20 protein-coding genes and 2 tRNA genes are annotated in these 22,631 nt (G+C 67.9%); 14 read left to right on the top strand and 8 right to left on the bottom strand.

Annotated features, from left to right (window positions below; translation table 11 throughout):
• Window position 1 precedes the first annotated feature (1 nt).
• From cimA to IG04_RS0128165, 3 genes are all read left to right on the top strand, one after another.
• Window positions 2-1,612, top strand: a complete 1,611-nt coding sequence (gene cimA, locus IG04_RS0128175; RefSeq protein WP_245816241.1) for a citramalate synthase — start codon at window positions 2-4, stop codon at window positions 1,610-1,612.
• Window positions 1,613-1,711: 99 nt separating this feature from the next.
• Entirely contained in the window at window positions 1,712-2,470 is a 759-nt protein-coding gene (locus IG04_RS0128170; RefSeq protein WP_030479753.1) for a fumarylacetoacetate hydrolase family protein, read from the top strand.
• Window positions 2,471-2,537: 67 nt separating this feature from the next.
• Window positions 2,538-3,197, top strand: a complete 660-nt coding sequence (locus tag IG04_RS0128165) for a response regulator transcription factor (RefSeq protein WP_051770822.1) — start codon at window positions 2,538-2,540, stop codon at window positions 3,195-3,197.
• Here the strand turns inward: IG04_RS0128165 and IG04_RS0128160 are convergent.
• Window positions 3,187-4,443: an FAD-dependent oxidoreductase gene (locus IG04_RS0128160; RefSeq protein ID WP_030479751.1), complete on the bottom strand. Its 1,257-nt coding sequence runs from the start codon at window positions 4,441-4,443 to the stop codon at window positions 3,187-3,189. The two genes, IG04_RS0128165 and IG04_RS0128160, sit on opposite strands and share 11 nt — an antisense overlap.
• A 378-nt stretch (window positions 4,444-4,821) precedes the next feature.
• Between IG04_RS0128160 and IG04_RS0128155 the strand changes: the two genes are divergently transcribed.
• The 3 genes from IG04_RS0128155 to IG04_RS0128145 all read left to right on the top strand — a co-directional run bounded on the left by IG04_RS0128155 (window position 4,822) and on the right by IG04_RS0128145 (window position 5,991).
• A complete protein-coding gene (locus tag IG04_RS0128155) occupies window positions 4,822-5,559 on the top strand; it encodes an HAD family hydrolase (RefSeq protein ID WP_245816243.1) in 738 nt (245 codons plus the stop codon).
• 150 nt (window positions 5,560-5,709) lie between these two features.
• Window positions 5,710-5,781, top strand: a tRNA-Gln gene (locus tag IG04_RS0128150).
• Window positions 5,782-5,918: 137 nt separating this feature from the next.
• Window positions 5,919-5,991: transfer RNA gene (locus IG04_RS0128145), tRNA-Glu, on the top strand.
• A 388-nt stretch (window positions 5,992-6,379) separates the two neighbouring features.
• Here IG04_RS0128145 and IG04_RS45595 read toward each other — a convergent pair.
• Entirely contained in the window at window positions 6,380-7,081 is a 702-nt protein-coding gene (locus IG04_RS45595) for an IclR family transcriptional regulator (protein ID WP_084401353.1), read from the bottom strand.
• 73 nt (window positions 7,082-7,154) lie between these two features.
• On the opposite strand from IG04_RS45595, the gene leuC reads away from it, so the two are divergent.
• The 3 genes from leuC (at window position 7,155) to IG04_RS0128130 (ending at window position 10,018) form a co-directional block, all read left to right on the top strand.
• Entirely contained in the window at window positions 7,155-8,561 is a 1,407-nt protein-coding gene (leuC, locus tag IG04_RS0128140; RefSeq protein ID WP_030479749.1) for a 3-isopropylmalate dehydratase large subunit, read from the top strand.
• A gap of 2 nt (window positions 8,562-8,563) precedes the next feature.
• Complete coding sequence (gene leuD, locus IG04_RS0128135) at window positions 8,564-9,166, top strand: 3-isopropylmalate dehydratase small subunit (RefSeq protein WP_030479748.1); 603 nt, start codon at window positions 8,564-8,566, stop codon at window positions 9,164-9,166.
• Between the two features lie 186 nt (window positions 9,167-9,352).
• Window positions 9,353-10,018: an HU family DNA-binding protein gene (locus IG04_RS0128130; protein ID WP_030479747.1), complete on the top strand. Its 666-nt coding sequence runs from the start codon at window positions 9,353-9,355 to the stop codon at window positions 10,016-10,018.
• A gap of 276 nt (window positions 10,019-10,294) precedes the next feature.
• On the opposite strand, the gene IG04_RS0128125 is transcribed toward IG04_RS0128130, so the two are convergent.
• Window positions 10,295-11,212, bottom strand: a complete 918-nt coding sequence (locus IG04_RS0128125) for an NUDIX hydrolase (protein ID WP_030479746.1) — start codon at window positions 11,210-11,212, stop codon at window positions 10,295-10,297.
• Entirely contained in the window at window positions 11,212-13,491 is a 2,280-nt protein-coding gene (locus IG04_RS0128120; RefSeq protein ID WP_030479745.1) for an RNA degradosome polyphosphate kinase, read from the bottom strand. The genes IG04_RS0128125 and IG04_RS0128120 overlap by 1 nt, the downstream gene beginning before the upstream one ends.
• Before the next feature lie 419 nt (window positions 13,492-13,910).
• On the opposite strand from IG04_RS0128120, the gene IG04_RS0128110 reads away from it, so the two are divergent.
• The gene (locus tag IG04_RS0128110; RefSeq protein WP_051770819.1) at window positions 13,911-15,446 is read left to right on the top strand and encodes an LVIVD repeat-containing protein; all 1,536 of its coding nucleotides are present in this window, start codon (window positions 13,911-13,913) and stop codon (window positions 15,444-15,446) included.
• Here IG04_RS0128110 and IG04_RS0128105 read toward each other — a convergent pair.
• The 3 genes from IG04_RS0128105 to cofC form a co-directional block, all read right to left on the bottom strand.
• Window positions 15,365-16,534: an acyltransferase family protein gene (locus tag IG04_RS0128105; RefSeq protein ID WP_063758327.1), complete on the bottom strand. Its 1,170-nt coding sequence runs from the start codon at window positions 16,532-16,534 to the stop codon at window positions 15,365-15,367. The genes IG04_RS0128110 and IG04_RS0128105 overlap by 82 nt on opposite strands.
• A gap of 157 nt (window positions 16,535-16,691) precedes the next feature.
• A complete protein-coding gene (locus IG04_RS0128100) occupies window positions 16,692-17,666 on the bottom strand; it encodes a hypothetical protein (protein ID WP_030479741.1) in 975 nt (324 codons plus the stop codon).
• A 53-nt stretch (window positions 17,667-17,719) separates the two neighbouring features.
• Entirely contained in the window at window positions 17,720-18,343 is a 624-nt protein-coding gene (gene cofC, locus IG04_RS0128095; protein ID WP_030479740.1) for a 2-phospho-L-lactate guanylyltransferase, read from the bottom strand.
• A gap of 236 nt (window positions 18,344-18,579) precedes the next feature.
• Here cofC and IG04_RS0128090 point away from each other — a divergent pair, with 236 nt between their 5' ends.
• From IG04_RS0128090 to IG04_RS0128075, 4 genes are all read left to right on the top strand, one after another.
• Window positions 18,580-19,287: a lysophospholipid acyltransferase family protein gene (locus tag IG04_RS0128090; protein ID WP_030479739.1), complete on the top strand. Its 708-nt coding sequence runs from the start codon at window positions 18,580-18,582 to the stop codon at window positions 19,285-19,287.
• Window positions 19,288-19,292: 5 nt separating this feature from the next.
• Window positions 19,293-20,303, top strand: coding sequence for an NAD(P)H-dependent glycerol-3-phosphate dehydrogenase (locus tag IG04_RS0128085; protein WP_030479738.1), 1,011 nt, complete (start codon window positions 19,293-19,295; stop codon window positions 20,301-20,303).
• Entirely contained in the window at window positions 20,300-21,367 is a 1,068-nt protein-coding gene (locus tag IG04_RS0128080; RefSeq protein ID WP_030479737.1) for a cystathionine gamma-lyase, read from the top strand. Before IG04_RS0128085 ends, IG04_RS0128080 begins: the two co-directional genes overlap by 4 nt.
• Window positions 21,368-21,486: 119 nt before the next feature.
• Window positions 21,487-21,945 carry a cysteine dioxygenase gene (locus IG04_RS0128075; RefSeq protein ID WP_030479736.1) on the top strand — a complete coding sequence of 153 codons (459 nt, stop codon included), beginning with the start codon at window positions 21,487-21,489 and terminating at the stop codon, window positions 21,943-21,945.
• Here the strand turns inward: IG04_RS0128075 and IG04_RS0128070 are convergent.
• Complete coding sequence (locus IG04_RS0128070) at window positions 21,926-22,570, bottom strand: pyridoxamine 5'-phosphate oxidase family protein (protein ID WP_030479735.1); 645 nt, start codon at window positions 22,568-22,570, stop codon at window positions 21,926-21,928. The two genes, IG04_RS0128075 and IG04_RS0128070, sit on opposite strands and share 20 nt — an antisense overlap.
• Window positions 22,571-22,631: the final 61 nt, after the last annotated feature.

The raw sequence follows: 22,631 nt of genomic DNA, 5'->3' as shown, positions 1-22,631 counted from the left end.
GATGGCCGGCCCGACCGACGCATTCCACGTCTACGACACGACGTTGCGCGATGGCGCACAACGTGAGGGCATTTCGTACTCCGTCACGGACAAGCTCGCGGTCGCGCGGCTGCTGGACGGGCTCGGCGTCGGGTTCATCGAGGGCGGCTGGCCCGGCGCCATGCCCAAGGACACGGAGTTCTTCGCTCGTGCGGCGGCCGGTGATCTGGAGTTGAAGCACGCCAAGCTGGTCGCGTTCGGGGCGACGCGCAAGGCCGGGGTCAAGGTCGAGGAAGACCCGCAGGTCAAGGCGCTGCTCGACTCGCAGGCGCCGGTGGTGACGCTGGTGGCCAAGTCGGACCTCAGGCACATCGAGCGCGCGTTGCGCACGGACTCCGACGAGAACCTGAAGATGGTGCGTGACACCGTCCGGTTCCTGAAGGACCACGGGAGGCGCGTCTTCCTCGACGCCGAGCACTTCTTCGACGGGTACGCGTTCTCGCCGGACACGAGTATGCGCGTGCTGGAGTCCGCTGTGGAGGGTGGAGCGGACGTCGTCGTGCTGTGCGACACGAACGGCGGGCAGCTGCCGTTGGGTCTCGCCGAGACGGTCGCGGAGGTCGTCGAGAAGACGGGCTTCCGCGTAGGAATCCACTGCCAGGACGACACGTCCTGCGCGGTGGCGAACACACTTGCGGCCGTTCAGGCGGGCGCGACGCATGTTCAGTGCACCGCCAATGGTTATGGCGAGCGAGCAGGCAATGCGGACCTGTTCGCCGTCGTGGGAAACCTCGTGACCAAGCTCGGCATGGAGGTGCTCCCGATCGGAGCACTGGCCGAGCTCACCCGTGTCTCCCATGCGTTGGCCGAGATCGCGAACATCGCACCCGACACCCACCAGGCTTATGTCGGGGCGTCAGCATTCGCTCACAAGGCGGGTCTGCACGCGAGCGCGATCAAGGTGGATCCGGAGCTGTACAACCACATCGATCCGGACACCGTCGGCAACGACATGCGGGTGCTGGTCACCGAGATGGCCGGTCGGGCGAGCATCGAACTCAAGGGACGTGAGTTCGGGCTCGACCTGGCCGGCCGGGGGACCGAGGTCGGCAGCGCGTTGAAGCGCGTCAAGGAACTGGAGGCGAAGGGCTGGTCGTTCGAGGCCGCCGACGCCTCGATGGAGCTCCTGCTGCGCTCCGAGCTGTCCGAACTGGACACTCCTCCGTTCACGCTGGAGTCCTATCGAGTCGTGCTCGACCACCGGTCGGACGGCGAGATCGTGTCCGAGGCCACGGTCAAGGTGCACGTGGCGGGGGAGCGGGTCATCGCGACCGCCGAGGGCATCGGGCCCGTGCACGCCCTGGACGCGGCTCTGCGCAAGGCGTTGTTGCCGCATCTGTCCTGGTTGGACACTGTGGAGCTGGCCGACTACAAGGTGCGCATCCTCACCGAGCACCCCGGTACGGACGCGGTGACGCGCGTCCTGGTGGAGTCGACGGACGGCGAACGCGAGTGGACGACCGTCGGAGTGCACGGGAACATCGTGGAGGCGAGTTGGCTGGCGCTCTGTGACGCGCTGGTGCACAAATCCATGAGGAGTAGCGGTGCTTTGAACAGTGTTTTGAACGAGTAGGCAGTACAGGCTTGGTGTGTCCAAGCGACCGCCGGGGCGTCTTCGCGGCGCCCCCGTTGTCGCCTTAGCTAGCGTCTGGGCGCCCCGTAAACTGCGATGGTGCGCATCGCCCGAATTGCTCATCCCGCAGGCGTGGCCTTCGTCGCTGTGAACGGCGACGAGGCCGCGGAAATCGCCGAACACCCCTTCGGCACGCCCACGTTCACCGGCCGGAAGTGGCCGTTGGCGGACGTGAGGCTGCTCGCCCCCATCCTGCCCACCAAGATCATTGGTGTGGGCCGGAACTACGCCGACCACGCGAAGGAACTCGGCAACGAGGTCCCCGCGGAGCCGTTGCTGTTCTTCAAGCCCAACACCTCGGTGGTCGGCCCGAACGTCGAGATCAAGCTCCCGGCCGTGTCCGAGCGCGTCGACTTCGAGGGCGAGTTGGCCGTCATCATCGGCCAGCCGTGCCGCGACGTGCCGAAGGCCAAGGCCGCCAGTGTGATCATGGGTTACACGATCGCCAACGACGTCACGGCGCGCGACCTGCAGAAGAAGGACGTGCAGTTCACGCGTGCCAAGGGCTTTGACACGTTCTGCCCGTTGGGTCCGTTCATCGAGACCGACTTCGACCCGTCCGACGTCCGCGTCGTCACCGAAGTTGACGGGGAAGTCAAACAAGACGGCCGTACTTCGTTGATGGTGCACGACATTCCGTCACTCGTGGAGTACGTGTCCGGCATCATGACGCTGCTGCCGGGCGACCTGATCCTGACCGGCACGCCGGCCGGTGTCGGGCCGATCAGGGCCGGACAGACGGTCTCCGTGACTGTGGACGGCCTTGGCACGCTCACCAATCCGGTCGCAAATAGGTAGCCGTACGGAGCAATCCGGCGTCCGGCAGGTTACGCATCCGGGTACCCGCGAGTAACTTCCCGGTGTCATGACGGACCTGGCGTCCACCCGTGTGTTGCTGGTCGACGGATCGCAGCTCATCACCGAAGGGCTGCGGCTTTCGCTGCATCGCACGCACTGCTTCCGCGTTGTGGGCATCGCCCACACCGTGGCCGAGGCTGCGCGCAGCCTGCGCGGCACTCTGGTGGACCTGGTCGTCACGGACTTCGACGTGCCGGGCGCCGGACCGCTGCGCACCGTGCGGGACACGGCGCAGTACCGGCCGGGCGCCCGTGTCGTCGTGCTGTCCAATGCGGACAGTCCGAGCTGGGCCCGCGCGGCGCTCGACGCCGGCGCGGTGGCCTACCTGCTGAAGACCTCGCCCGTGGCCGAGCTGTTACCGCTGATCGCGGCCGCGGTGCGGGGTGCTCCCGCCACGATCGACGCGCGGGTGGGGTCGCTCGTGCGCCTACCCGCGCGGATGCCGCCTCCCGCGTCGCTCGGCCGGCTGTCGGCGCGGGAGTTCGACGTGCTGGCCGAGATGGCGAAGGGCATGGACAACGCCCGCATCGCCCAGCGGCTCTTCATCAGCAACGACACCGTGAAGACCCACGTGAAGGCGATCCTGCGCAAGCTGGGTGCCCGTGACCGCGCCCATGCCGTGGCGATGGTGCTCGGCGAGAGTTCCGAGGCGTTCGTCACGACCTGACGATGGTCTGCGGATCCCTCCTGGCGAAATCAGGCGCGTGCTCGGGGCGAGGGCCGATCGCGATCACGTAGGCCGGAACCGCCTGGAGGAACGGCAGCTTCTGCGCGATCTTGAGCGGCAACGGCATGCCCGTGCTGGAGACCGTCTCGGTGCTGTTGAGCCTGCGGCCGAGGAACAGCCGGTGGATCACCCGCTGCATGGTCTGGATCACCACGGTCGGGAAGAGCCTGCGCCCGCGCACCTTCGCGAGCGTCGCGCTCGTGACCCGGCCCTCCCGCAACGGCCTGGCGAGCAGGGTCGCCGCCGCCACCGCGTCCTGCACGGCCAGGTTGATGCCCACGCCACCGACCGGTGACATCGCGTGCGCCGCGTCACCGATGCACAGCAGTCCGTCGACGTGCCACTGCCGCAACCGGTCCAGCTTCACGTCCAGCAGCTTCACCTCGTCGAGGTCGGTGATGTGGCCCACCCGGTCAGCGAGCCACGGGATGAGCGTGACGACGCGTTCGCGGAACTTCTCGATGCCCTCGGCGCGCACCGCCTGGTCCGTTCCCTTGCGGATCAGGAAGGCGCACTGGAAGTACTCGCCGCGTGGAATGAGCACGAGCGCACTGCCGGCGCTGAACCTGCCGGCGCCGCCCTTGACGGCGTCGCTTTCGTTGCGCGGCAGGCGGAACCACCACACGTCCATCGGCGCGCCGAAGCTGTAGACCGGGAGTCCCACGGCGGCGCGCAGGATCGAGCTCCGGCCGTCCGCCGCGACGACGAGGTCGGCGGCGTACTCGCCCTCGTGCCCGTCGACGCGATCGCGGTACTTCACGCCCGTGACCCTGTTGCCGCTCTTGGTGATCTCGGTGACCTCGGTGTTCATCCGCAGCGTGAACGCCGGTTCGAGCCTGCCCGCGTCCGCCAGCAAGTCCAGGAAGTCCCACTGCGGCACCATCGCGATGCGCTTGTTCGGTCCGGGCAGCCGGGACAGGTCGGCGACCGTGGCCTTGGCGCCGCCGTCGAGCAGCGCCTCGATCTTGTCGACGTCCTGGTGCGGCACCTGCGCGAACGCGGGACCGAGCCCCAACTCGTCCAGCAGCGTGAGCGTCGACGCGTGCACCGTGTCGCCGCGGAAGTCCCGCAGGAAGTCGCCGTGCTTCTCGAGCACCGTGACCTCGACGCCACCGCGGGCCAGGAGCAGTCCCAGCACCATTCCGGCAGGTCCGCCGCCGACGACGAGACAGGTTGTCCTCTCCATGTCGATCCTCTCTTTTCAACCGGTGTTGAATAAATCCAGCATGCTCGTGATCACGATGTGCGTCAAGCCGGTTCCGAGTGGCGTGGCTCTCGTTCGGATCCGTCCAGTGTGGACGGTCTGGTGGGCCAGGCCTCGAAAAGGTTGCGGTTGGTGCGAAATGTCGTTTTGCGGGCTAAAGTGCCGCGCTCGCGGGGCCACTCACTCAGGCGGAGATCGTTGCGTCGCCGAACAACACTCGACCGGCCTATTGCTTTCGGCGCACGGAGGAGTCCGACTGGTTCGTTCGGGCCCTCAAGGTCCGCTTGATCGTGCAAGGACCTGTAGGAATCACCTCGTTAGCCGAATCGGACGAGGCCTCCTCGCACCTAACCTTCCGGAGTGACAACTGCGTCCCCGACTTTCACGCGTAAGAGAACCGGCGAGATCCGCGCTGTGTGCCTGGACGTCGACGACACACTTGTCGACTACAGCGCTTCTTCGCGAGCCGCGTTGGCCTCGATGGTCGGTAACGCCGACGCTTGGTCGTTGTGGCAGAGGATCACCGACGACCACGTCTCCCGCCAGCTCGCCGGCGAACTCCAGTACGTGCAGATGCGCAACATCCGCACACAGGCCTTCTTCGCCGCACTCGGCGAGGAGCTGTCGCTGGAGGAAGCGACCCGCCGCGAACTCGGCCGCCAGGAGGTCCTCTCCGCCGGTTGGTGCCTGTTCCCGGACGCGATCCCGATGCTCGACTGGCTGCGCGCGACAGGCCTCCCGATCGCCGCGATCAGCAACGCGTCGGGCCGCCACCAGCGCGTGAAGATCGCCCAGCTCGGCCTCGCCGAGTACTTCGACGCCGTCCTGATCGCCGGCGAGGTCGGCTGCGCCAAGCCTGACCGCGTGATCTTCCACACCGCGTGCCTGGCCCTGGGCGTCCCGCCCGGCGACACCGTCCACGTGGGAGACCGCCTGCACGCCGACGCCATCGGCGCACGGGACGCCGGAATGCACGGCGTCTGGATCAACCGCATCGGCCCGACCGGCGGCACACTGCCCGCGGGCCTGTCGTCCATCACGACGCTCGCGGAACTGCCGGAGCTCCTCGTGTGCGAGCTCTCCACCGCCAGCGCCTGAGTTCACCTTCGAGACCGGCCCCCACCTGCGCGGATGCGTTCAGGTGGGGGCCGATTTCACTTCTGCCGGGGGCGTGGTCTAGTATTTCTCTCGGCAGCAACGAGGACCTCGGAACTCCCGCGGGACAACGAAGTCGTTCGTGAAGGCCAATGGGGTATGGTGTAATTGGCAGCACGACTGATTCTGGTTCAGTTAGTCTAGGTTCGAGTCCTGGTACCCCAGCTGCGAAGGAAGAACTGCCCTCGGGTAAGCTTTCGGAGCTGCTGAGAATGCAAGACCCAGCAGTAAAAAGAACTGAATAGCCGGATTTGAACCGGACAGAATGATCTGATAAGGTTCAAGCCAGCAAGAAGTTCTAGGGCCCCGTCGTCTAGCGGCCTAGGACGCCGCCCTCTCAAGGCGGTAGCGAGGGTTCGAATCCCTTCGGGGCTACAGAGGTGTCAGAGGCTTGTCTGCGGAGTGCGCAGACAGGCCTCTTTCGCTTTGTCTTCTGGGGGCCCAGCCCCCAGACCCCAGCCGGCGGGCTCCGCCCCCGGACCCCCGGCGTGGGTGTGGCCCGTGCCTTGCGGTGTGCGCGTCGCTTCGCTTGCGAATGGGGCCCTCGCTTCGCATCGGGTGAGAGGGCGGGCGGGCGGGTGCATTGTTTGGGCTTGTCATTTGGTTACTGGGCTACTTCTCTTTGTCTTGTGCTGAGGCCTGAGTCGCAATTCTCTGTTGAGGCTTAGGTGCCGCGTGTTGGGTGGGATGGGCGGCGTGTCGGGGCGGTGAAGTGAAGAGGCCGCCCTCCTGGGGGAGGGCGGCCTGGGTGTTCGTTGGTGCTTTAGAGGCGGCTTTGTAGGGCTTCGGCTGCTGCTAGTAGGTCTGCTGCCCAGCGGGCTCCTGGGCGGCGGCCCATGCGGTCGATTGGGCCTGAGACTGAGATTGCTGCCACTACGGCGCCTGCGGAGTCTCTTACTGGGGCTGAGACTGAGGCCACGCCTGGTTCTCGTTCTGCCACGCTTTGGGCCCAGCCTCGGCGGCGAACTTCCAGGAGGGTGCGTTCGCCGTAGACGGCGTCGGCCAGGACGGCTCGTTGGGTGCCTGGGTCTGACCATGCGGCCAGGACCTTGGCGCCTGAGCCTGCGGTCATCGGGAGCCTGGCTCCGATCGGGACTGTGTCTCGCAGGCCCGAGGGGGGTTCTGCTGAGGAGACGCAGACTCGTTGCATGCCGTCGCGGCGGTAGAGCTGCACGCTTTCGCCTGTGATGTCGCGCAGGCGTGGCAGGACGGAGGAAGCGGCGTCCAGCAACGGGTCCGTTGCGCCGCCTGCCAGTTCGGCCAGAGCCGCGCCTGGGCGCCAGCGGCCGTCGGAGCCTCGGCGCAGCAACCGGTGCACCTCGAGGCCTACGGCCAGGCGGTGCGCGGTCGCTCGCGGGAGGCCGGTGCGGTTGCACAACTCGGCCAGGCCACAAGGATCTTTTGCTACGGCGTTCAACACGGCCACTGCCTTGTCCAGCACGCCGATCCCGCTATGCTGTCCCACAAGCCGATACTAACTTCCCAGACAGTGAGAAGTCCAGATCTGTCGGCGCGTCCATGATGTGGGAGATGTCGCGATGAGCCGCACGCTCGCGGAGAAGGTGTGGGAGGCACACGTTGTGCGCCACGGAAGTGGCGCGGAGCCGGACCTGCTTTACATCGACCTCCACCTGCTGCACGAAGTCACCAGCCCCCAGGCGTTCGACGGCCTCCGCCTTGCGGGCCGCGGGCTGCGCAGGGCCGATCTCACGATCGCCACCGAGGATCACAACGTTCCGACCGTCGACATCGACAAGCCGATCGCGGATCTCGTGTCGCGTACGCAGGTTGAGACCCTCCGTCGCAACTGCGCGGAGTTCGGGGTGCGGCTGCACCCGATGGGGGACTTCGAGCAGGGCATCGTCCACGTGGTCGGCCCGCAGCTCGGCCTCACGCAGCCCGGCATGACGGTGGTGTGCGGCGACAGTCACACGAGCACCCACGGTGCGTTCGGCGCGCTCGCGTTCGGCATCGGCACGTCCGAGGTCGAGCACGTGATGGCGACGCAGACGTTGCCGCTGCGTCCGTTCAAGACGATGGCCATCAACGTCAACGGCGCGCTCGGCGAGGGCGTCACGGCGAAGGACATCATCCTCGCCGTCATCGCGAAGATCGGAACCGGTGGCGGGCAGGGCTACGTGCTCGAGTATCGCGGCGACGCCATCGAGGCGCTGTCGATGGAAGCGCGCATGACGGTCTGCAACATGTCGATCGAGGCGGGCGCGCGCGCCGGCATGATCGCACCGGACGACACGACTTTCGACTACATCAAGGGTCGTCCGCACGCACCGTCCGGCGCGGACTGGGACGCGGCCGTCGAATACTGGAAGACGCTGCGCACCGACGACGACGCGACTTTCGACGCGGAAGTGAGCATCGACGCGACGGAGCTCACCCCCTTCGTCACGTGGGGCACGAACCCCGGTCAGGGCCTGCCTCTGAGCGCGAACATCCCCGACCCCGAGAAGATCGCGGACGAGAACGAGCGCGTGGCCGCCGAGAAGGCGCTGACGTACATGGGCCTCGAGGCCGGCACGCCACTGCGCGACATCCGCGTGGACACGGTGTTCCTCGGCTCCTGCACCAACGGGCGCATCGAGGACCTGCGCGCCGCGGCGGACGTCATCAAGGGGAAGCACGTCGCTTCAGGAGTACGGATGCTGGTCGTCCCCGGTTCGATGCGGGTGCGCAAGCAGGCGGAGGACGAGGGCCTGGACAAGGTGTTCCTCGACGCGGGCGCCGAGTGGCGGCAGGCCGGGTGCTCGATGTGCCTTGGCATGAACCCGGATCAGCTCGCGCCCGGCGAGCGCAGCGCGTCGACCTCGAACCGCAACTTCGAGGGCAGGCAGGGCAAGGGCGGCCGGACGCACCTCGTGTCACCGCTCGTCGCCGCCGCCACGGCCGTGCGCGGCACCCTGTCGGCCCCCGCAGACCTGGAGAACTGACCATGGATGCCTTCACCACCCACACGGGCGTCGGTGTGCCGCTGCGCAGGTCCAACGTGGACACCGACCAGATCATCCCGGCCGTCTACCTCAAGCGCGTGACCCGCACCGGGTTCGAGGACGGGCTCTTCGCCGCCTGGCGCGGTGACGAGCACTTCATCCTCAACCAGGAGCCCTTCAAGGCGGGCAGCGTCCTCGTTGCGGGCCCTGACTTCGGCACCGGGTCCTCTCGGGAACACGCCGTCTGGGCGTTGATGGACTACGGCTTCCGCGTCGTCGTCTCGTCCCGGTTCGCGGACATCTTCCGGGGCAACTCCGGCAAGCAGGGCCTCGTGGCGGCGCAGTGCAGCCAGTCCGATGTCGAGCTGCTGTGGAAGGTGCTGGAGTCCGAACCCGGCACGCCGGTCACGGTGGACCTCACCGACAAGACCGTTCGCGCCAAGGACTTGGTAGCCCCGTTCGAGATCGACGACTACACCCGCTGGCGCCTTCTCGAAGGCCTCGACGACATCGCTTTGACGCTGCGCCACGAGCCCGAGATCAGCGCATTCGAGGGCAATCGCCAGACTTGGCTGCCCACAACGGATCCGCTTCCGGCGGTCTGAGAGGGGGCCGGATTCTCCCCTTCAGAGGGGCGAATCCGGCGCCTCCTGTCCCTCGAAGGGGCGCAATTAGCCACGCCACAACGAAAAATCTGGCGTGGCGATTGGTATTTCTCGCGATTTGGGCCTACCGTTGCGTTCTAGTCGGCCCGTCTCTTAGGGCCGTGAGCGTCCTGGGAGGGACTGACGGTGAATAAGGCCCAGCTCATCGAGGCGCTCGCCGAGCGCCTTGGAGACAAGAAGACCGCCGGTGCTGCTGTTGACGGCCTCGTGGACGTGATCGTCCGTAGCGTCAACAAGGGCGAGAAGGTCAACATCACGGGCTTCGGCGTCTTCGAGAAGCGCGCCCGTGCGGCTCGCACCGCGCGCAACCCGCGTACGGGCGAGACCGTGAAGGTCAAGAAGACCAACGTGCCCGCGTTCCGCCCCGGCTCGACGTTCAAGGACGTCATCAGCGGTGCGAAGAAGCTGCCGAAGGCCGTTGCTGCCAAGGCCGCCGCCAAGCCCGCCGCCGCTGCTGCCGCGAAGCCCGCGGCTACCAAGGCTCCGGCGACCAAGGCCGCGACGACCCGCGCGACGACCACGACGCGCACCCGCACGGCCGCGGCCGCCACCAAGGCGCCCGCGACCCGTCGCACCACCACGGCCGCGGCGAAGCCCGCTGCTGCCAAGGCGCCTGCGAAGGCGACCGCCACCAAGGCCGCGACCAAGACGGCCGCTGCCAAGGCTCCGGCCAAGCGCGCCACGGCCGCTGCCAAGCCGGCTGCTGCCAAGACGACCGCCGCTGCCAAGCCCGCCGCGAAGACCGCGGCTGCGAAGCCGGCTGCTCGCAAGACGGCTGCCAAGAAGAAGTGAGACGGGCCTCCTGAGGGAGGCTGCGTCACTTCAGCAACAACGCGGAAGGCCCTGGTGTGCGCACACCGGGGCCTTCGTGTTGTTGCGGCATGGCCCTGGTGTGCGCACACCAGGGCTATCGTGTTTTGCGGGATTCGCTCGTGCCAGGAGCGCTCACAGGCGTGAAAGCGTTATTTGTATTGGGGGAACTGGAGTTCCTGGCCTCGCATCGAATCCGCGAGTTCGCGACCGACTTCCCGGCGAACTCGCCGCCGTCTGCGGAGCAGCGGCAGAAACCTAGGGTCGTGCCAGCGCAGAGGCCAGGTAGTGCGCCGACACCAGGGTTGGCCAGTGCGAAGGCGAGTCCGAAGTGGACCACGTGCCGAACGGCCTGGTGAAGGTGAGCACCCACGTGCTGCCCTTCTTGCACGGGATCTCGTCGAGCCGCAGCCCGCCCATTTCGGCCAGCGACTGTACGACGGACGGGATCACGCCGCCCTGCGAGGAGAGGACGGCACGGCCCTCCAGCGCGGCGACCTCCAGCAGCCGCACGAGACCGGCGTCCGGGTCGGGCCAGTAGCCCTCCTCCGCCAGGCGCGGCTCCTCGACCATCTCCACGTCCAGGTCCTCGGCCACGCCTCGTACGGTGTCCACGCAACGCGTTCTGGGCGCCGTGTGGACGCGCACCGGTGACCACAGGGGCAACAAGGCTCGCAGCGCCGCGGCCTGGCGCCAGCCCGCGCCTGAGAGCGGGCGGAGGTCGTCGTCGTCATTCCACTCGGACCGCTTCCCGGCCTTCGCGTGCCGCACCAGCAGAACGACCAGCAGGTCCGCGGGCAGGCGGGAGAACTCGGCCAGCACCTCCCGGTCCGGTTCGTAGGTCAGCAGTTCCGACGCCTCGGCGATCGGCAGCCACCGCAGCAGATCGACCTCTTCGTTGGGGACGAACGAACCGGAAACGGCCTGAGCGGCGTAGTAGTCGACCGTTTTAGGCACGCTTTTCACCGAATACGACACCTGCCGGAGATGCCGGCCGAGGACACAGGAGAAGCCCGTCTCCTCTTCCACCTCGCGCACCGCGCAGGCCGGAATCGTCTCTCCGTGGTCGAGTTTGCCTTTCGGCAGGGACCAGTCGTCATAACGCTGGCGGTGCACCACCGCGACTTCGACGTCGCCGTCGGCCTCGCGCCAGAGCACCGCCCCAGCAGCTTTGATCACCCAAGAGCTCCGTGCCTGTGCAGCAGTTCCATCTGGTGGTCCCGCACGGACGAGCCGTCCGAAGGCGAGGCCTCCCATTCTCCGTCAGGGCACAGAACCCAGCAGCGCGTGTGCGGGTCGAGCGCGGACTCGAACATGTCGCCCAGCTGCTTGGTCAGGCGCGGGTCGGCGACGCGCAGGGCCACCTCGACGCGGCGGTCCAGGTTGCGGTGCATCATGTCCGCGCTGCCGATCCAGTACTCGTCGCAGGCGACGAAGTGGAAGACCCGCGAGTGCTCCAGGAACCGGCCCAGGATCGACCGCACCCGGATGTTCTCCGACAGTCCCTTGATGCCCGGCTTCAGGCCGCAGATGCCGCGCACCACCACGTCGACGGGCACGCCGGCCTGCGACGCCCGGTACAGCGCGTCGATGACCTGCTCGTCCACGAGCGAGTTCACCTTGATGCGCACACCCGAGGGCTCACCGGCCTGCGCGCCTTCGATCTCCAGGTTGATCCGGTCGACGATGCCCTTGCGGACGCCGTAGGGCGCGACGAGCAGCGAGCGGTACTCGTCCTGGCGCGCGTAGCCGGTCAGCACGTTGAAGAGGTCGGTGAGGTCCGCGCCGATCGTCGGCTCGGCGGTCAGGATGCCGACGTCCTCGTACAGCCGCGCGGTCTTCGGGTTGTAGTTGCCGGTGCCGATGTGGCAGTAGCGGCGGATCGTCGAGCCTTCCTGGCGCACCACGAGCGACGTCTTGCAGTGCGTCTTCAGGCCCACCAGGCCGTAGACGACGTGCACGCCCGCCTTTTCCAGCGCCCGCGCCCACTTGATGTTCGCCTGCTCGTCGAAACGAGCCTTCAGCTCCACCAGCGCCACGACCTGCTTGCCCGCCTCGGCCGCGTCGATCAGCGCGTCCACGATGGGCGAGTCGCCGGAGGTGCGGTACAGCGTCTGCTTGATGGCGAGCACGTGCGGGTCGGCCGCCGCCTGCTCGATGAAGCGCTGCACGGACGTGGAGAACGAGTCGTACGGGTGGTGCACGAGGACGTCACCCTCGCGCAGCGTCGCGAAAACGCTCTTCGGCGTCTCGCGCTCACCGAACGCCGGGTGCGTCGCCGGCACGAACGCCGGGTCCTTCAACGTCTTGCGGTCGATGCCGTAGAGCAGCCACAGGCACGACAGGTCGAGCAGGCCGGGCACGGTCACGACGTCGTGCGGGTCGACCTCCATCTCCCGCAACAACAGTTCGAGCATGTGCTCGGTCATGTCGTCGGCCACCTCCAGGCGCACCGGCGGACCGAACCGGCGCCGCGCGAGCTCGCGTTCCAGCGCCTGCAACAGGTCCTCGTCGCGGTCCTCCTCGACCTCGAGGTCCGCGTTGCGCGTCACCCGGAACGCGTGGCACTCGATGACCTCCATGCCGGTGAACAGCTCGCCCAGGTGCGCGGCGATGAGTTCCTCCAGCGGCAGGAAGGTCGCGGAAGAGGACGACCGGTCCCCTTCCACCCGGACGAGGCGCGGCACGTTGTCCGGCACCTTCACGCGGGCGAACCGCTCGCCGCCGCCCTCGGGATCCCGCACGGTCACGGCGAGGTTCAGCGACAGCCCCGAGATGTAGGGGAACGGGTGCGCCGGGTCGACCGCGAGCGGCGTCAGGACCGGGAACACCTGGGCGCTGAAGTAGTTGGAGAGCCTCAACCGGTCGTAGTCCGTGAGGTCGCCCCACGTCACGATGCTGATCCGGTGCTCTTCCAGGCCCGGCCGGATGTGGTCGAGGAACGTGCGGGCGTGCTGCTCCACGAGTTCCTGGGTGCGCTTGGAGATCGACACGAGCTGCTCTTGCGGCGTGAGCCCGTCCGCGCTGCGCACCGAAAGACCGGTCTCCGCGCGCCGCTTCAGGCCCGCGACCCGGACCATGTAGAACTCGTCCAGGTTCGAGGCGAAGATCGCGAGGAACTTCGCGCGCTCCAGCAACGGCTGCGAGGAGTCCTCGGCCAGTGCGAGCACGCGGGCGTTGAAGTCCAACCAGGACAGTTCACGGTTGAAGTACCGGTCGTCCGGGAGATCGGTCGGTACCGCGCTGGACGTCACCGCGGGCGGTGCGGAAGGCACGCCGCGCAACGGGGCGGCGGCGGTGGGACCGCGTTCGACCTTCGCCCGGGTCGTCGAAACTCGCCGGGTCGCCGCACGAGGCTGCTTGCGCGGGGTCGCCGCTTCCTCTTTCGCACGGGCCGTGCGGCGTCGGGAGGGTGTCGCCTTACCGTCGTTGTCGTCCTTGCTCACGTCACGCATTGTGGCGCACTATCGCCGTGAGCGCCCCTAACCAGAACGTCCGTCTGGTGAACTCCTCGTCACAGAACAGGCATGCGAAGAGCGGTGACGGTCCCGTCGGGGCTACGTTCGAGGGTCACCCGTTGCCCCGGACGCAGCATCCGCCAGCCACCCGCCGTGACGGCTTCGGCACTCACGTCGACGAGAACGCCGTCATCTCGCAGGACGACGGCAGAGCCGTCACTGTTAAACGTAGACACGGTCGCCTGCACGGACCAGAACCCTAGTGCTGTGCCCGCAATCCTCACCGGCCGCACCCGGCGCCCAGCAGGGCGCGATGCACCCGTCTGGACGTCGAATGCGGACGGCGAGGGTTGGCGGGCACAGCACCAGACGTTCGTACCTACACGTCTCGTTCGGCGCGCTGCCAGGGTCGATCCATGAAGGTTATTGCCAAGATCACCGCGGCGACCCTGTTGGCCTTCACCACGGCAGGCCTGGCTTCGGCGGCTTCCGCCGAACCCAGGACGCCGAAGGTGGACAAACCACGACTGCAGGCGGCGGCCAAGAACGTCCGCCTGAAAGCCTCACTTCCCGGTACCGAACGGGCCATCTCGATCGCGTTCGCCCAGTACGGCAAGCGCGACGTGGCGTTCGTGAGCATGGAGACCGGGCTCAAGACGTTCGACGTCACCGACCTCGACAAGCCCAAGCTCCTCGACCACCTCACGAAGGAGGAGATGGCGCTACCGGGCGACGACCCGACGAAGCGCTTCTGGGAGAACGAGGACATCAACGTCGACCCCAAGCGCAAGCTCGCGTTCCTGGCGCGTGAGGTCAACTCGTTCGGCCGCGCGCTGCCCGGCGACCGCCCGACCGGCAACTACATCGTGTCCGCTGTGGACCCCGCCGACCTCAAAATCCTCAGCTTTCACCGGCAGAACACCGGTCACACCAGCACCTGCATCAACGACTGCCAGTTCCTCTGGACGGCAGGACTCGACCGGTCGGACGCCAGGACCGGCCGGATCTTCGTCACGGACATCCGCGATCCGAAGACTCCGAAAGAACTTCCGGTCTCCGTCGACGTCCGCGGCAAGGCCGGCGAAGGGAAGATCACGCACGATGTCCAGGTCGACGCCCAGGGCATCGCGTGGGTGGCGGGCGACGACGGCACCCGCGGCTACTACACGCAGGGCCGGCACCGCGACCCGTTGACCGGCAAGTACCGCGAGGCGAAGGCGTGGGATCCCGTTCCGTACGCGGGCGGCGCCGTGCCGAAGGCGGACATGCCGACCTCGTTCACGCACAACTCGTTCCGCCCGATCGGCCGCACGCTCCTCGACGGCCCGTTGCCCACGCGTGAGAACCCGCCGGGCTCACTGCTGCTGCACACCGAGGAGGCGTTCGGTTCGCCCACCTGCAAGACCGAGGGCCGGTTCGTCATCTCCTCGCTGCAGGGCACGCACAACGGTGAGGGCTGGGGCGAGACGCCCAAGGAGATGAAGACCGTCGGCATCTGGAGCCCGGACGACCAGGAGGGCACGATCCCCGGCAACGTCACGTGCTCCGCGCACTACTTCGACGTGCAGAAGAGGATCGTGGCCTACTCCTGGTACAACCAGGGCACCCGGTTCCTGGACATCTCCAACCCGGCCAGGCCGATCCAGATCGGGTACTGGCGACCGGACACCGCGACGTCCTGGGCGCCGTACTGGCACCGCGGCACCGTGTTCGTGGCGGACATCTCGCGCGGCGTCGAGATCCTGCAACTGGAGAAGGGCGCTTACGAGGCGCAGGCGAGCGGCACTCCCGTGACGCTGACCGCACACCATGCCAGGGAACTGGCCAGGGAGAGCGACAGGGAACCCGTGCCGCTCGCCCCGAACCCGTTCTACGGCTGGGCCTGCCCGATGGTCGCCAACCGCGACGACTCGGCGGACTGCGGTGCGGGAGCCTGCGGCGCACCCTGCTGAGACACCCCGGCCCTGACAGCGGCCTTCGCGCGCTGGCGGGTGATCACACGCCGGCCGAGGTTGATCATCGGGATCTCCACGGTCACGTAGAGAACACTCGCCAGCGCCAGACCCAGTGCCGTGACCACGACGGCCTGCCCGAGACCGGACAGAGCGGGCCAGAAGAACGCGATGACGGTCGCGGCGATCGTCTGCACCAGGTAGAGCGAGTACGACCGCTCGCCGACGAACTGCATCGGCTTCACGGACAGGAACGTCGTGGCCGGTCCGGGCGCGATCATCGCGGTCAGCAGCACGGCCGTCGCGAGCGCGTACACCGGAATGACCAGCACGTGACCAGGGATTCCGTTGATGCCGTCGAGGAATCCGGCGATCGGCTTCACGCTCAGGTGCACCGCGACGAATCCGATCGCGACGATGACCTGCGCGACGCGGCTCGTGAGCGGGCGCAACACGGCGAATCCGCGCGGGCTGTGCAAGGCGATCGCGAGCAGCACGCCCGTCAGGATCGAGAAGTAGTGCAACGGCCAGCCGGGATTGCTGTGCGACGCGGTGAAGTTCACGACCACGAGTGCGAGCAGCATGCCGAGGGCGGCGGCACCGGCGCGGCGGCGCAGCACGACGGTGCCCAGCGCGATCGCCACCAGCGGCCAGACCAGGTAGAACTTCTGCTCGATGCCCAGCGACCACGACTGCCCGTACGGGCTGGCGCCGGCGAACTCGTTGGTGAACGAAAGGAAGTACGGCAGCGCGGAGCCGATGCCGTTGCTCAGGAACGTGCCCGCCAGCGCGGACGCCACGACCGTCACGAGCAGGATCACGAGGTAGACGGGGAGAATCCGGAAACCCCGCCGCAGGTAGAACTCACCGAGCGAGATCCGGCCGGTCCGCTGCTCCTCGCGCAGCATCAGCGTGGTGATCAGGAATCCGCTGAGGACGAAGAACATCTGGACCCCGGCCCAGCCCTGGAGCCGATCCGGTCCGCCGTAGTGGAAGAAGACGACCAGAACCGCGGCAATGGCACGCAGGCCGTCCAGAGCGGGAAAGCGGCGCAACGCCAGGTAGTCGGCGTGCGTCAGTGAACTCATGCAGGAAACACCTCAGGGCAACGCGTCGGGGATGACGACACCGGGGGAAGCGTCGTCGGCACAGGGGGATACGGATGTAAAGGTGCCGGGGTTCCCCGTTGAGTTGCTCGAACTAACATTTTCGTGTTGTTCGTCACGGACTCAAGAGGATCCCCGGTCAGCAGCGGGAGAGCGGTGAGAGCTTCGCCAACGGAGCGGCGGCCGCGACGCGCCATCCTTGTTGCGTGAGCGCTCCGCCGTGGACTTCGAGCCAGTAGCCGCCTTCGGTCGTGTGCAGGGTCGCGCCGCTGCGGATGTCCGTGACGTACGACGACTCCGACTGCCACGACACGAAGTCGCCGCTCACCCGCGGGAACACGATGCCTTCCGTTCTCGGCACCGGCCTGATCCCGGCCAGCTCCCGCGGTTGCGCCCAGCCCTCGCGCCAGCCGATCAGCTTCTCGTCCCGCGTCCACACCACCGTGCGGCCGTCGGATGCCACGCTGTCACCGGGTTCCGCGTTCTTCAGCTGCTCGGGCAACGCTCCCTCGGCACGGAACTTCCCGTCCTGCAGCCAGATGACCGCGTCACCGAGGAAAGCCGGCTCCTTGCCGGGGCCGACGACCCTGTCCTTCTTCTTCGCCAGGTCGTAGATGTGCACGCCCGAACTGTCGGACCAGGCGGCTTTGCCGTTGTGCACCACGGCACCGTCGTCGCCGATCCGCGCGGGCGCGCCGTCGTTACGCGAGTCCCACGCGTAGGTCGTCGTGGTGTGGTCGGCCGGGTTCGGTGTCGTGGAGAACGTCACCCAGCGGCCGTCGAACTCGACGCCGAAGAGCTGCCCGTCGTCCTGCACCGCCATCACCTGCTGGCGCTTGCCGTGGTCGTGCAACACGAGCTCGGTCGTCCTGTTGCGCGTGGTCTTCACGAGTGTCGTGCCGGCGTCCTCGTTCGCCGCGACGACGATGACCTTCTCGTGCGGGCCCGCCTCCGTCCTGTCGCGCGACAGGAGGTCCTTCCAGCTCTGGGGCAGGTCCACCCGGCAGGTGCTGAGCTTGCTCTCCGCCGTGTAGTCGGACGGCCGGTCGATCGGATAGGCGGCCACACAGCCCGCGACGGCCGTGACACCCGCCAGCGCGATGAGCGCTCGCATCAGTCTCCCAAATCGTGATCACCCCAGTGACCCGGAAGACGTGTGGCGAGTGTTCAGGTTGTCCTGGCGGGCAAGGCGTTCGCGGTGCGCGTGCCGAGACCCAGCGCGAGCGCGAGCCGCAGGTCTTCTTCCGTGTCCACGTCACAGCGCAGCGACGGCCACGCCCCGATCAGCGCGACCGCACCGGAAAGCCGGTGGAGTCCGGCCGACCCGACGCCGAACCGCGGGTCGAGTTCCCCGCCGGGCGCGGCGAGGAGCAGCGTCGTGCCGGTGCCCTGGCGGTCGGGGACGAACGCGCGGCGGCCGCGAGCCGCTTCGAGCGCGGCCTGGAGTTCGTCGGGCCTGAGTGCCGGCAGGTCGGCCTGGAGCGCGCCGATGCGGGACGACCGGAGCGTGCGCGCGCCGTGCTCCAACGCCTGGTTGAGGCCAGGCTGTGGCGGCTCCGGCAGTGACTCGACACCGAGTGCGGCCATTTCGGCTGCGACCGCCGGATCCGATGTGATGGTGACCACGCGCCGGACACCTGGCGTGGCCACGGCCGCGCTCACCGTGTCGAGGGCGAGCGCGAGCGCCAGCGCCGCGTGTGACACCGGATCTCCGCCGGTCGCGCTGGTCAGCCTGGTCTTGGCCCGGTCCAGCGTCTTCACCGGAACCACGAGGTCAACTTCATCCCGCACCTCGCCATAGTCCACGATTCGCGGGCCTGCCCGTCGACCACTAACCCTCGTCGTTCGATTTCGCCGTTCAGACGGGTGCATCGTGGTGCCGACCCCCGCCCCTCATATCGGACATATGGGGGGCGGGGGTCGGTGCCGCGAGGCGCCCTGCTGGGCGCCGAAAGCGAGCGATGAGGATTGTGGTCGACGGGCTAGTGTGCTCTCGGGCGCAGATCTAGCAGGTTAGGAGAGGCCTCGTGGCCAAAAGGGAGAAGGGCGGCTTCTGGGTCGGGGTCGCCGCGGCGATCGTCTACCCGATGTCGTTCGTGCTGGGCCGGCACCGGATGGTGCACGGGGAGCGCATCCCGCGCGAAGGCGCCGCACTGCTCGTCATGAACCACATCTCGCACCTCGACCCGTGCTACGACGCCATGTTCGTGCACAAGAACTACCGGGTGCCGCGCTTCCTCGGGAAGCACAGCCTGTGGAACGTGCCGATCATGGGCGCGATCCTGAAAGGCGCGAAGCAGATCCCGGTCTACCGGGGCACCTCGGACGCGCAGCAGAGCCTGCGCGCGGCGCACGAGGCGTTGGAAGCCGGTCAGATCGTGGTGATCTACCCGGAGGGCACGATCACCAGGGACCCCGACGGCTGGCCCGCGAACTCGCGCACCGGCGTGGCCCGGCTGGCGCTGCAGCACGACGGCCCGGTCATCCCCGTCGCCCGCTGGGGCACGCTCGACCTCTACAACCACTACCAGAAGAAGTTCCGGCCGTTCCCGCGCAAGACGATCACGCATTTCGTCGGTGAACCGGTCGACCTCTCCGCGTACCGCGGCAAGGAGGAGACGCTGCCGTTGCTGCGCGAGGTCACGGACCTGCTGATGGGCGCCGTCAAGGAACACCTGGCCGAGGTGCGCCGGGAACAGGCGCCCGAAGGCTTCTACGGACCGAGGAAGGCCTGAACACCATGGCGATCGAACGAGTTGCGGTGCTCGGCTCCGGTTCGTGGGGCACGGCCTTCGCGAAGGTCATCGCGGACTCCGGTCCCGAGGTCGTGCTGTGGGCGCGGCGTCAGGAGGTCGCTTCCGAGATCACCGAGACCCGCGTGAACTCCGGCTACCTGCCCGGCATCTCGCTGCCGGCCAACCTCACGGCCACCTCCGACCCGGCGAAGGCGCTGGACGGGGCGGACGCGGTGGTGCTGGCCGTGCCGTCGCAGACGTTGCGGGTGAACCTGTCGGGGTGGAAGGACCTGCTGCCGCCGGATGCGACGCTGGTGTCGCTGTCCAAGGGCGTCGAGCTCGGCACGCTGAAGCGGATGAGCGAGGTGATCCGCGAGGTCGCCTGCGTCGACGAGTCGCAGGTGGCCGTGGTGTCCGGGCCGAACCTGGCCAAGGAGATCGCCGTCGAGCAGCCGACCGCGACCGTCATCGCGTGCACGGACCACGACCGGGCGGTCGACCTGCAGCACGCGTGCTCGAACTCGTACTTCCGCCCGTACACCAACACCGACGTGGTCGGCTGCGAGCTGGGCGGGGCGTGCAAGAACGTCATCGCGCTGGCGTGCGGCATGGCGGCGGGCATGGGCTACGGCGACAACACGATGGCGTCGATCATCACCCGAGGCCTGGCCGAGACGGCACGGCTGGGCGCGGCGCTGGGCGCCGACCCGCTGACGTTCGCGGGCCTCGCCGGACTGGGCGACCTGGTGGCGACGTGCGCGTCGCCGTTGTCGCGCAACCGGTCCTTCGGCGAACGGCTCGGGCGTGGCGAGACCCTCGCGCAGGCGCAGGAAGCCGCGCACGGGCAGGTCGCCGAGGGCGTGAAGTCCTGCTCGTCGATCCGCGAGCTCGCCAACGCGCACGGCGTCGACATGCCGATCACCGAAGGCATCCACCAGGTCTGCCACGACGGGCTGAGCGTGCGCGACCTCGGTGCCGCGCTGCTGGGCCGCAACAGGAAGCACGAGCGCCAGTGACCCCCGAACTCGGTGACGGCACGCGGGTCGTGCACGCGGTTTCAGGTGAGCCGGGCGAACCGTTCGGCGCGCAGCCGGTGTTCGCGTCGGCGTACCACCTGGGCGGCCAGGACTACTACGGCCGCGCGGGCAACCCGACGTGGCGTGCTCTCGAAACGGCGCTGGGCTCGCTCGAAGGTGGCGAGTGCGTCGTCTTCCCGTCCGGGATGGCGGCGGTCTCGACGTTGCTGCGGACGGTTCTGTCCACCGGGGACACCCTGGTGGTCCCGTCGGACGGCTACTTCCTGACCAGGAAGTTCGTGTCCGAAATGGACGTGAACGTGGTCGAGGTGCCCACGGCCGGGCCATATCCGTCGTTCGAGGGCGTGCGGCTGGTGCTGCTGGAGACGCCGTCGAACCCCGGTCTGGACGTCTGCGACATCGCGGCGCTGGCGGATCAGGCGCACGCCGCGGGCGCGTTGCTGGCCGTGGACAACACGACCGCGACGCCGCTCGGGCAGCGGCCGCTGGAGCTGGGCGCGGACATCGTGGTCGCCTCGGACACCAAGGCGGTCGCGGGCCACAGCGATGTCCTTTTCGGACACGTGACGCTGGCGAGCGCCGAGTTGGCGGCTCGCATCCGCGACGCGCGGACGTTGAACGGCGCGATTCCCGGGCCGTTCGAGACGTGGCTCGCGTTGCGTGGCCTCGGAACCCTGGACCTGCGGCTCGCGCGGCAGGCGGAGAACGCCGCCGCGATCCACGCGTTGCTGAAGGGCCGCGTGGCGAACCTGCGGTGGCCGGGAGCGTCGGACGACCCCGCGTTCCTCGTGGCGGCACAGCAGATGCGGCGCTTCAACGGCGTGCTGACGTTCGAGCTCGAGTCGGTCGAAGCGGTGAACCGGTTCCTGGAACGCTCGAAGCTGGTGTCGGCGGCGACGTCGTTCGGCGGCCTGCACTCGACGGCCGACCGGCGTGCGCAGTTCGGCGACCCGGTGCCGGAAGGCCTGGTGCGCTTCTCGGCCGGCTGTGAGGACACTCGCGACCTGGTCGCGGACGTGTCCCACGCTTTGGGACTGGATTGACGGAGGATCCCGGTTCCGGGACCCTCTGCTCCATGTCCTTCAACACATGTTGCTGTTGTACCCGGCGATAGTCCCGCGTCCTCTTTTCGCGCATTCGCCTGGTTAGGACCTTTTCTCCGATGTTCGCCGTTCCTGAGAACAGCGTCGTGCTGTCTGAGAACTCCTCGTTGCTGCACCCCGTTCGAGTGGCTCTGTCGTGGGCTGCCGACCGCGACCGCTGGAAGCACCTGCTCCGGTACGACCCGGAGGAGCGCTTCTCGGCGTTGGTCGACAAGACCGACGACCAGGAGATCTGGCTGATGAGCTGGCTCCCCGGTCAAACCGCGTCGCTGCACGACCACGACCACACCTCGGGTGCGTTCACCGTCGTCAGCGGCCTGCTGACCGAGGTCGTCACCACGAAGATCCAGGTCGTGCACTCACTTCACGCTGGTCAGTCGCGTGTGTGGGGGCCCGGTTACGTGCACCGGGTGCGCAACGACGGCGTGGATCCGGCCGTGTCGATCCACGTCTACCGCCACGGCACACGCGCCATGAACTCGTACCGCTACGACCCGGTCAACGGCCCCGTGCGCTGACGTGCGGCGGGATGGCCTTGTCCGTCTCGTGCGGCACGGGCGCGCCCCACGTCGTGATGATCGGCATGTGCCCGGCCCACACGAGGTTCGCTTCGAGGTCCGACGGCTCTTCGCCCGGCCCGCCCTCGCGCACCTTCACGCTCGCCTCGGTCAGGTCGATCTCCAGCGCGGCCGTCTGCGCGAGCTCCTTCTTGGACGGTTCGCGCGCGTAGTCCCAGCTACCCGGCGTGACGTGCTCGACGATCGTGCGCAGGGCGTGCGCGGTGTCCTCGGCGATCTTCGCGGTGCCGTGGATGATCGCGGACCGGTAGTTCATCGAGTGGTGGAACACCGACCGCGAGTAGACGACGCCGTCGACGAGCGTGACCGCGACGCAAACCTGCTTGCCTTCCAGCATGCTCCTGATGGACCGTGAGCCCGTCGAGCCGTGCAGGAAGATGCGGTTGCCGTCCCGTCCGTACGCGGTGGGGATGAGGAACGGCGCTCCGTCGACCTCCACGGCGAGGTGGCACACGAGGCCCGCGTCGAGGATGTCGTAGAGCACCTGACGGTCTTCGACGGCTCGCTTCTTGCCGCGGACGACGGTGCTGCGCGGGGTGGGGGAGAGCTGCACGTCAGTGGTCATGGTTCCACTGTGCTGGCGGAAGTGGCATTATTTGAAGCGCCATTTTCCATCGATTTGAGAA

The organism is Lentzea albidocapillata (genome assembly GCF_000719115.1).
Classification (GTDB): domain Bacteria; phylum Actinomycetota; class Actinomycetes; order Mycobacteriales; family Pseudonocardiaceae; genus Lentzea; species Lentzea albidocapillata.
Note: the sequence above shows the minus strand (reverse complement) of the source record. Positions and strands in the feature narration are given on the sequence as shown.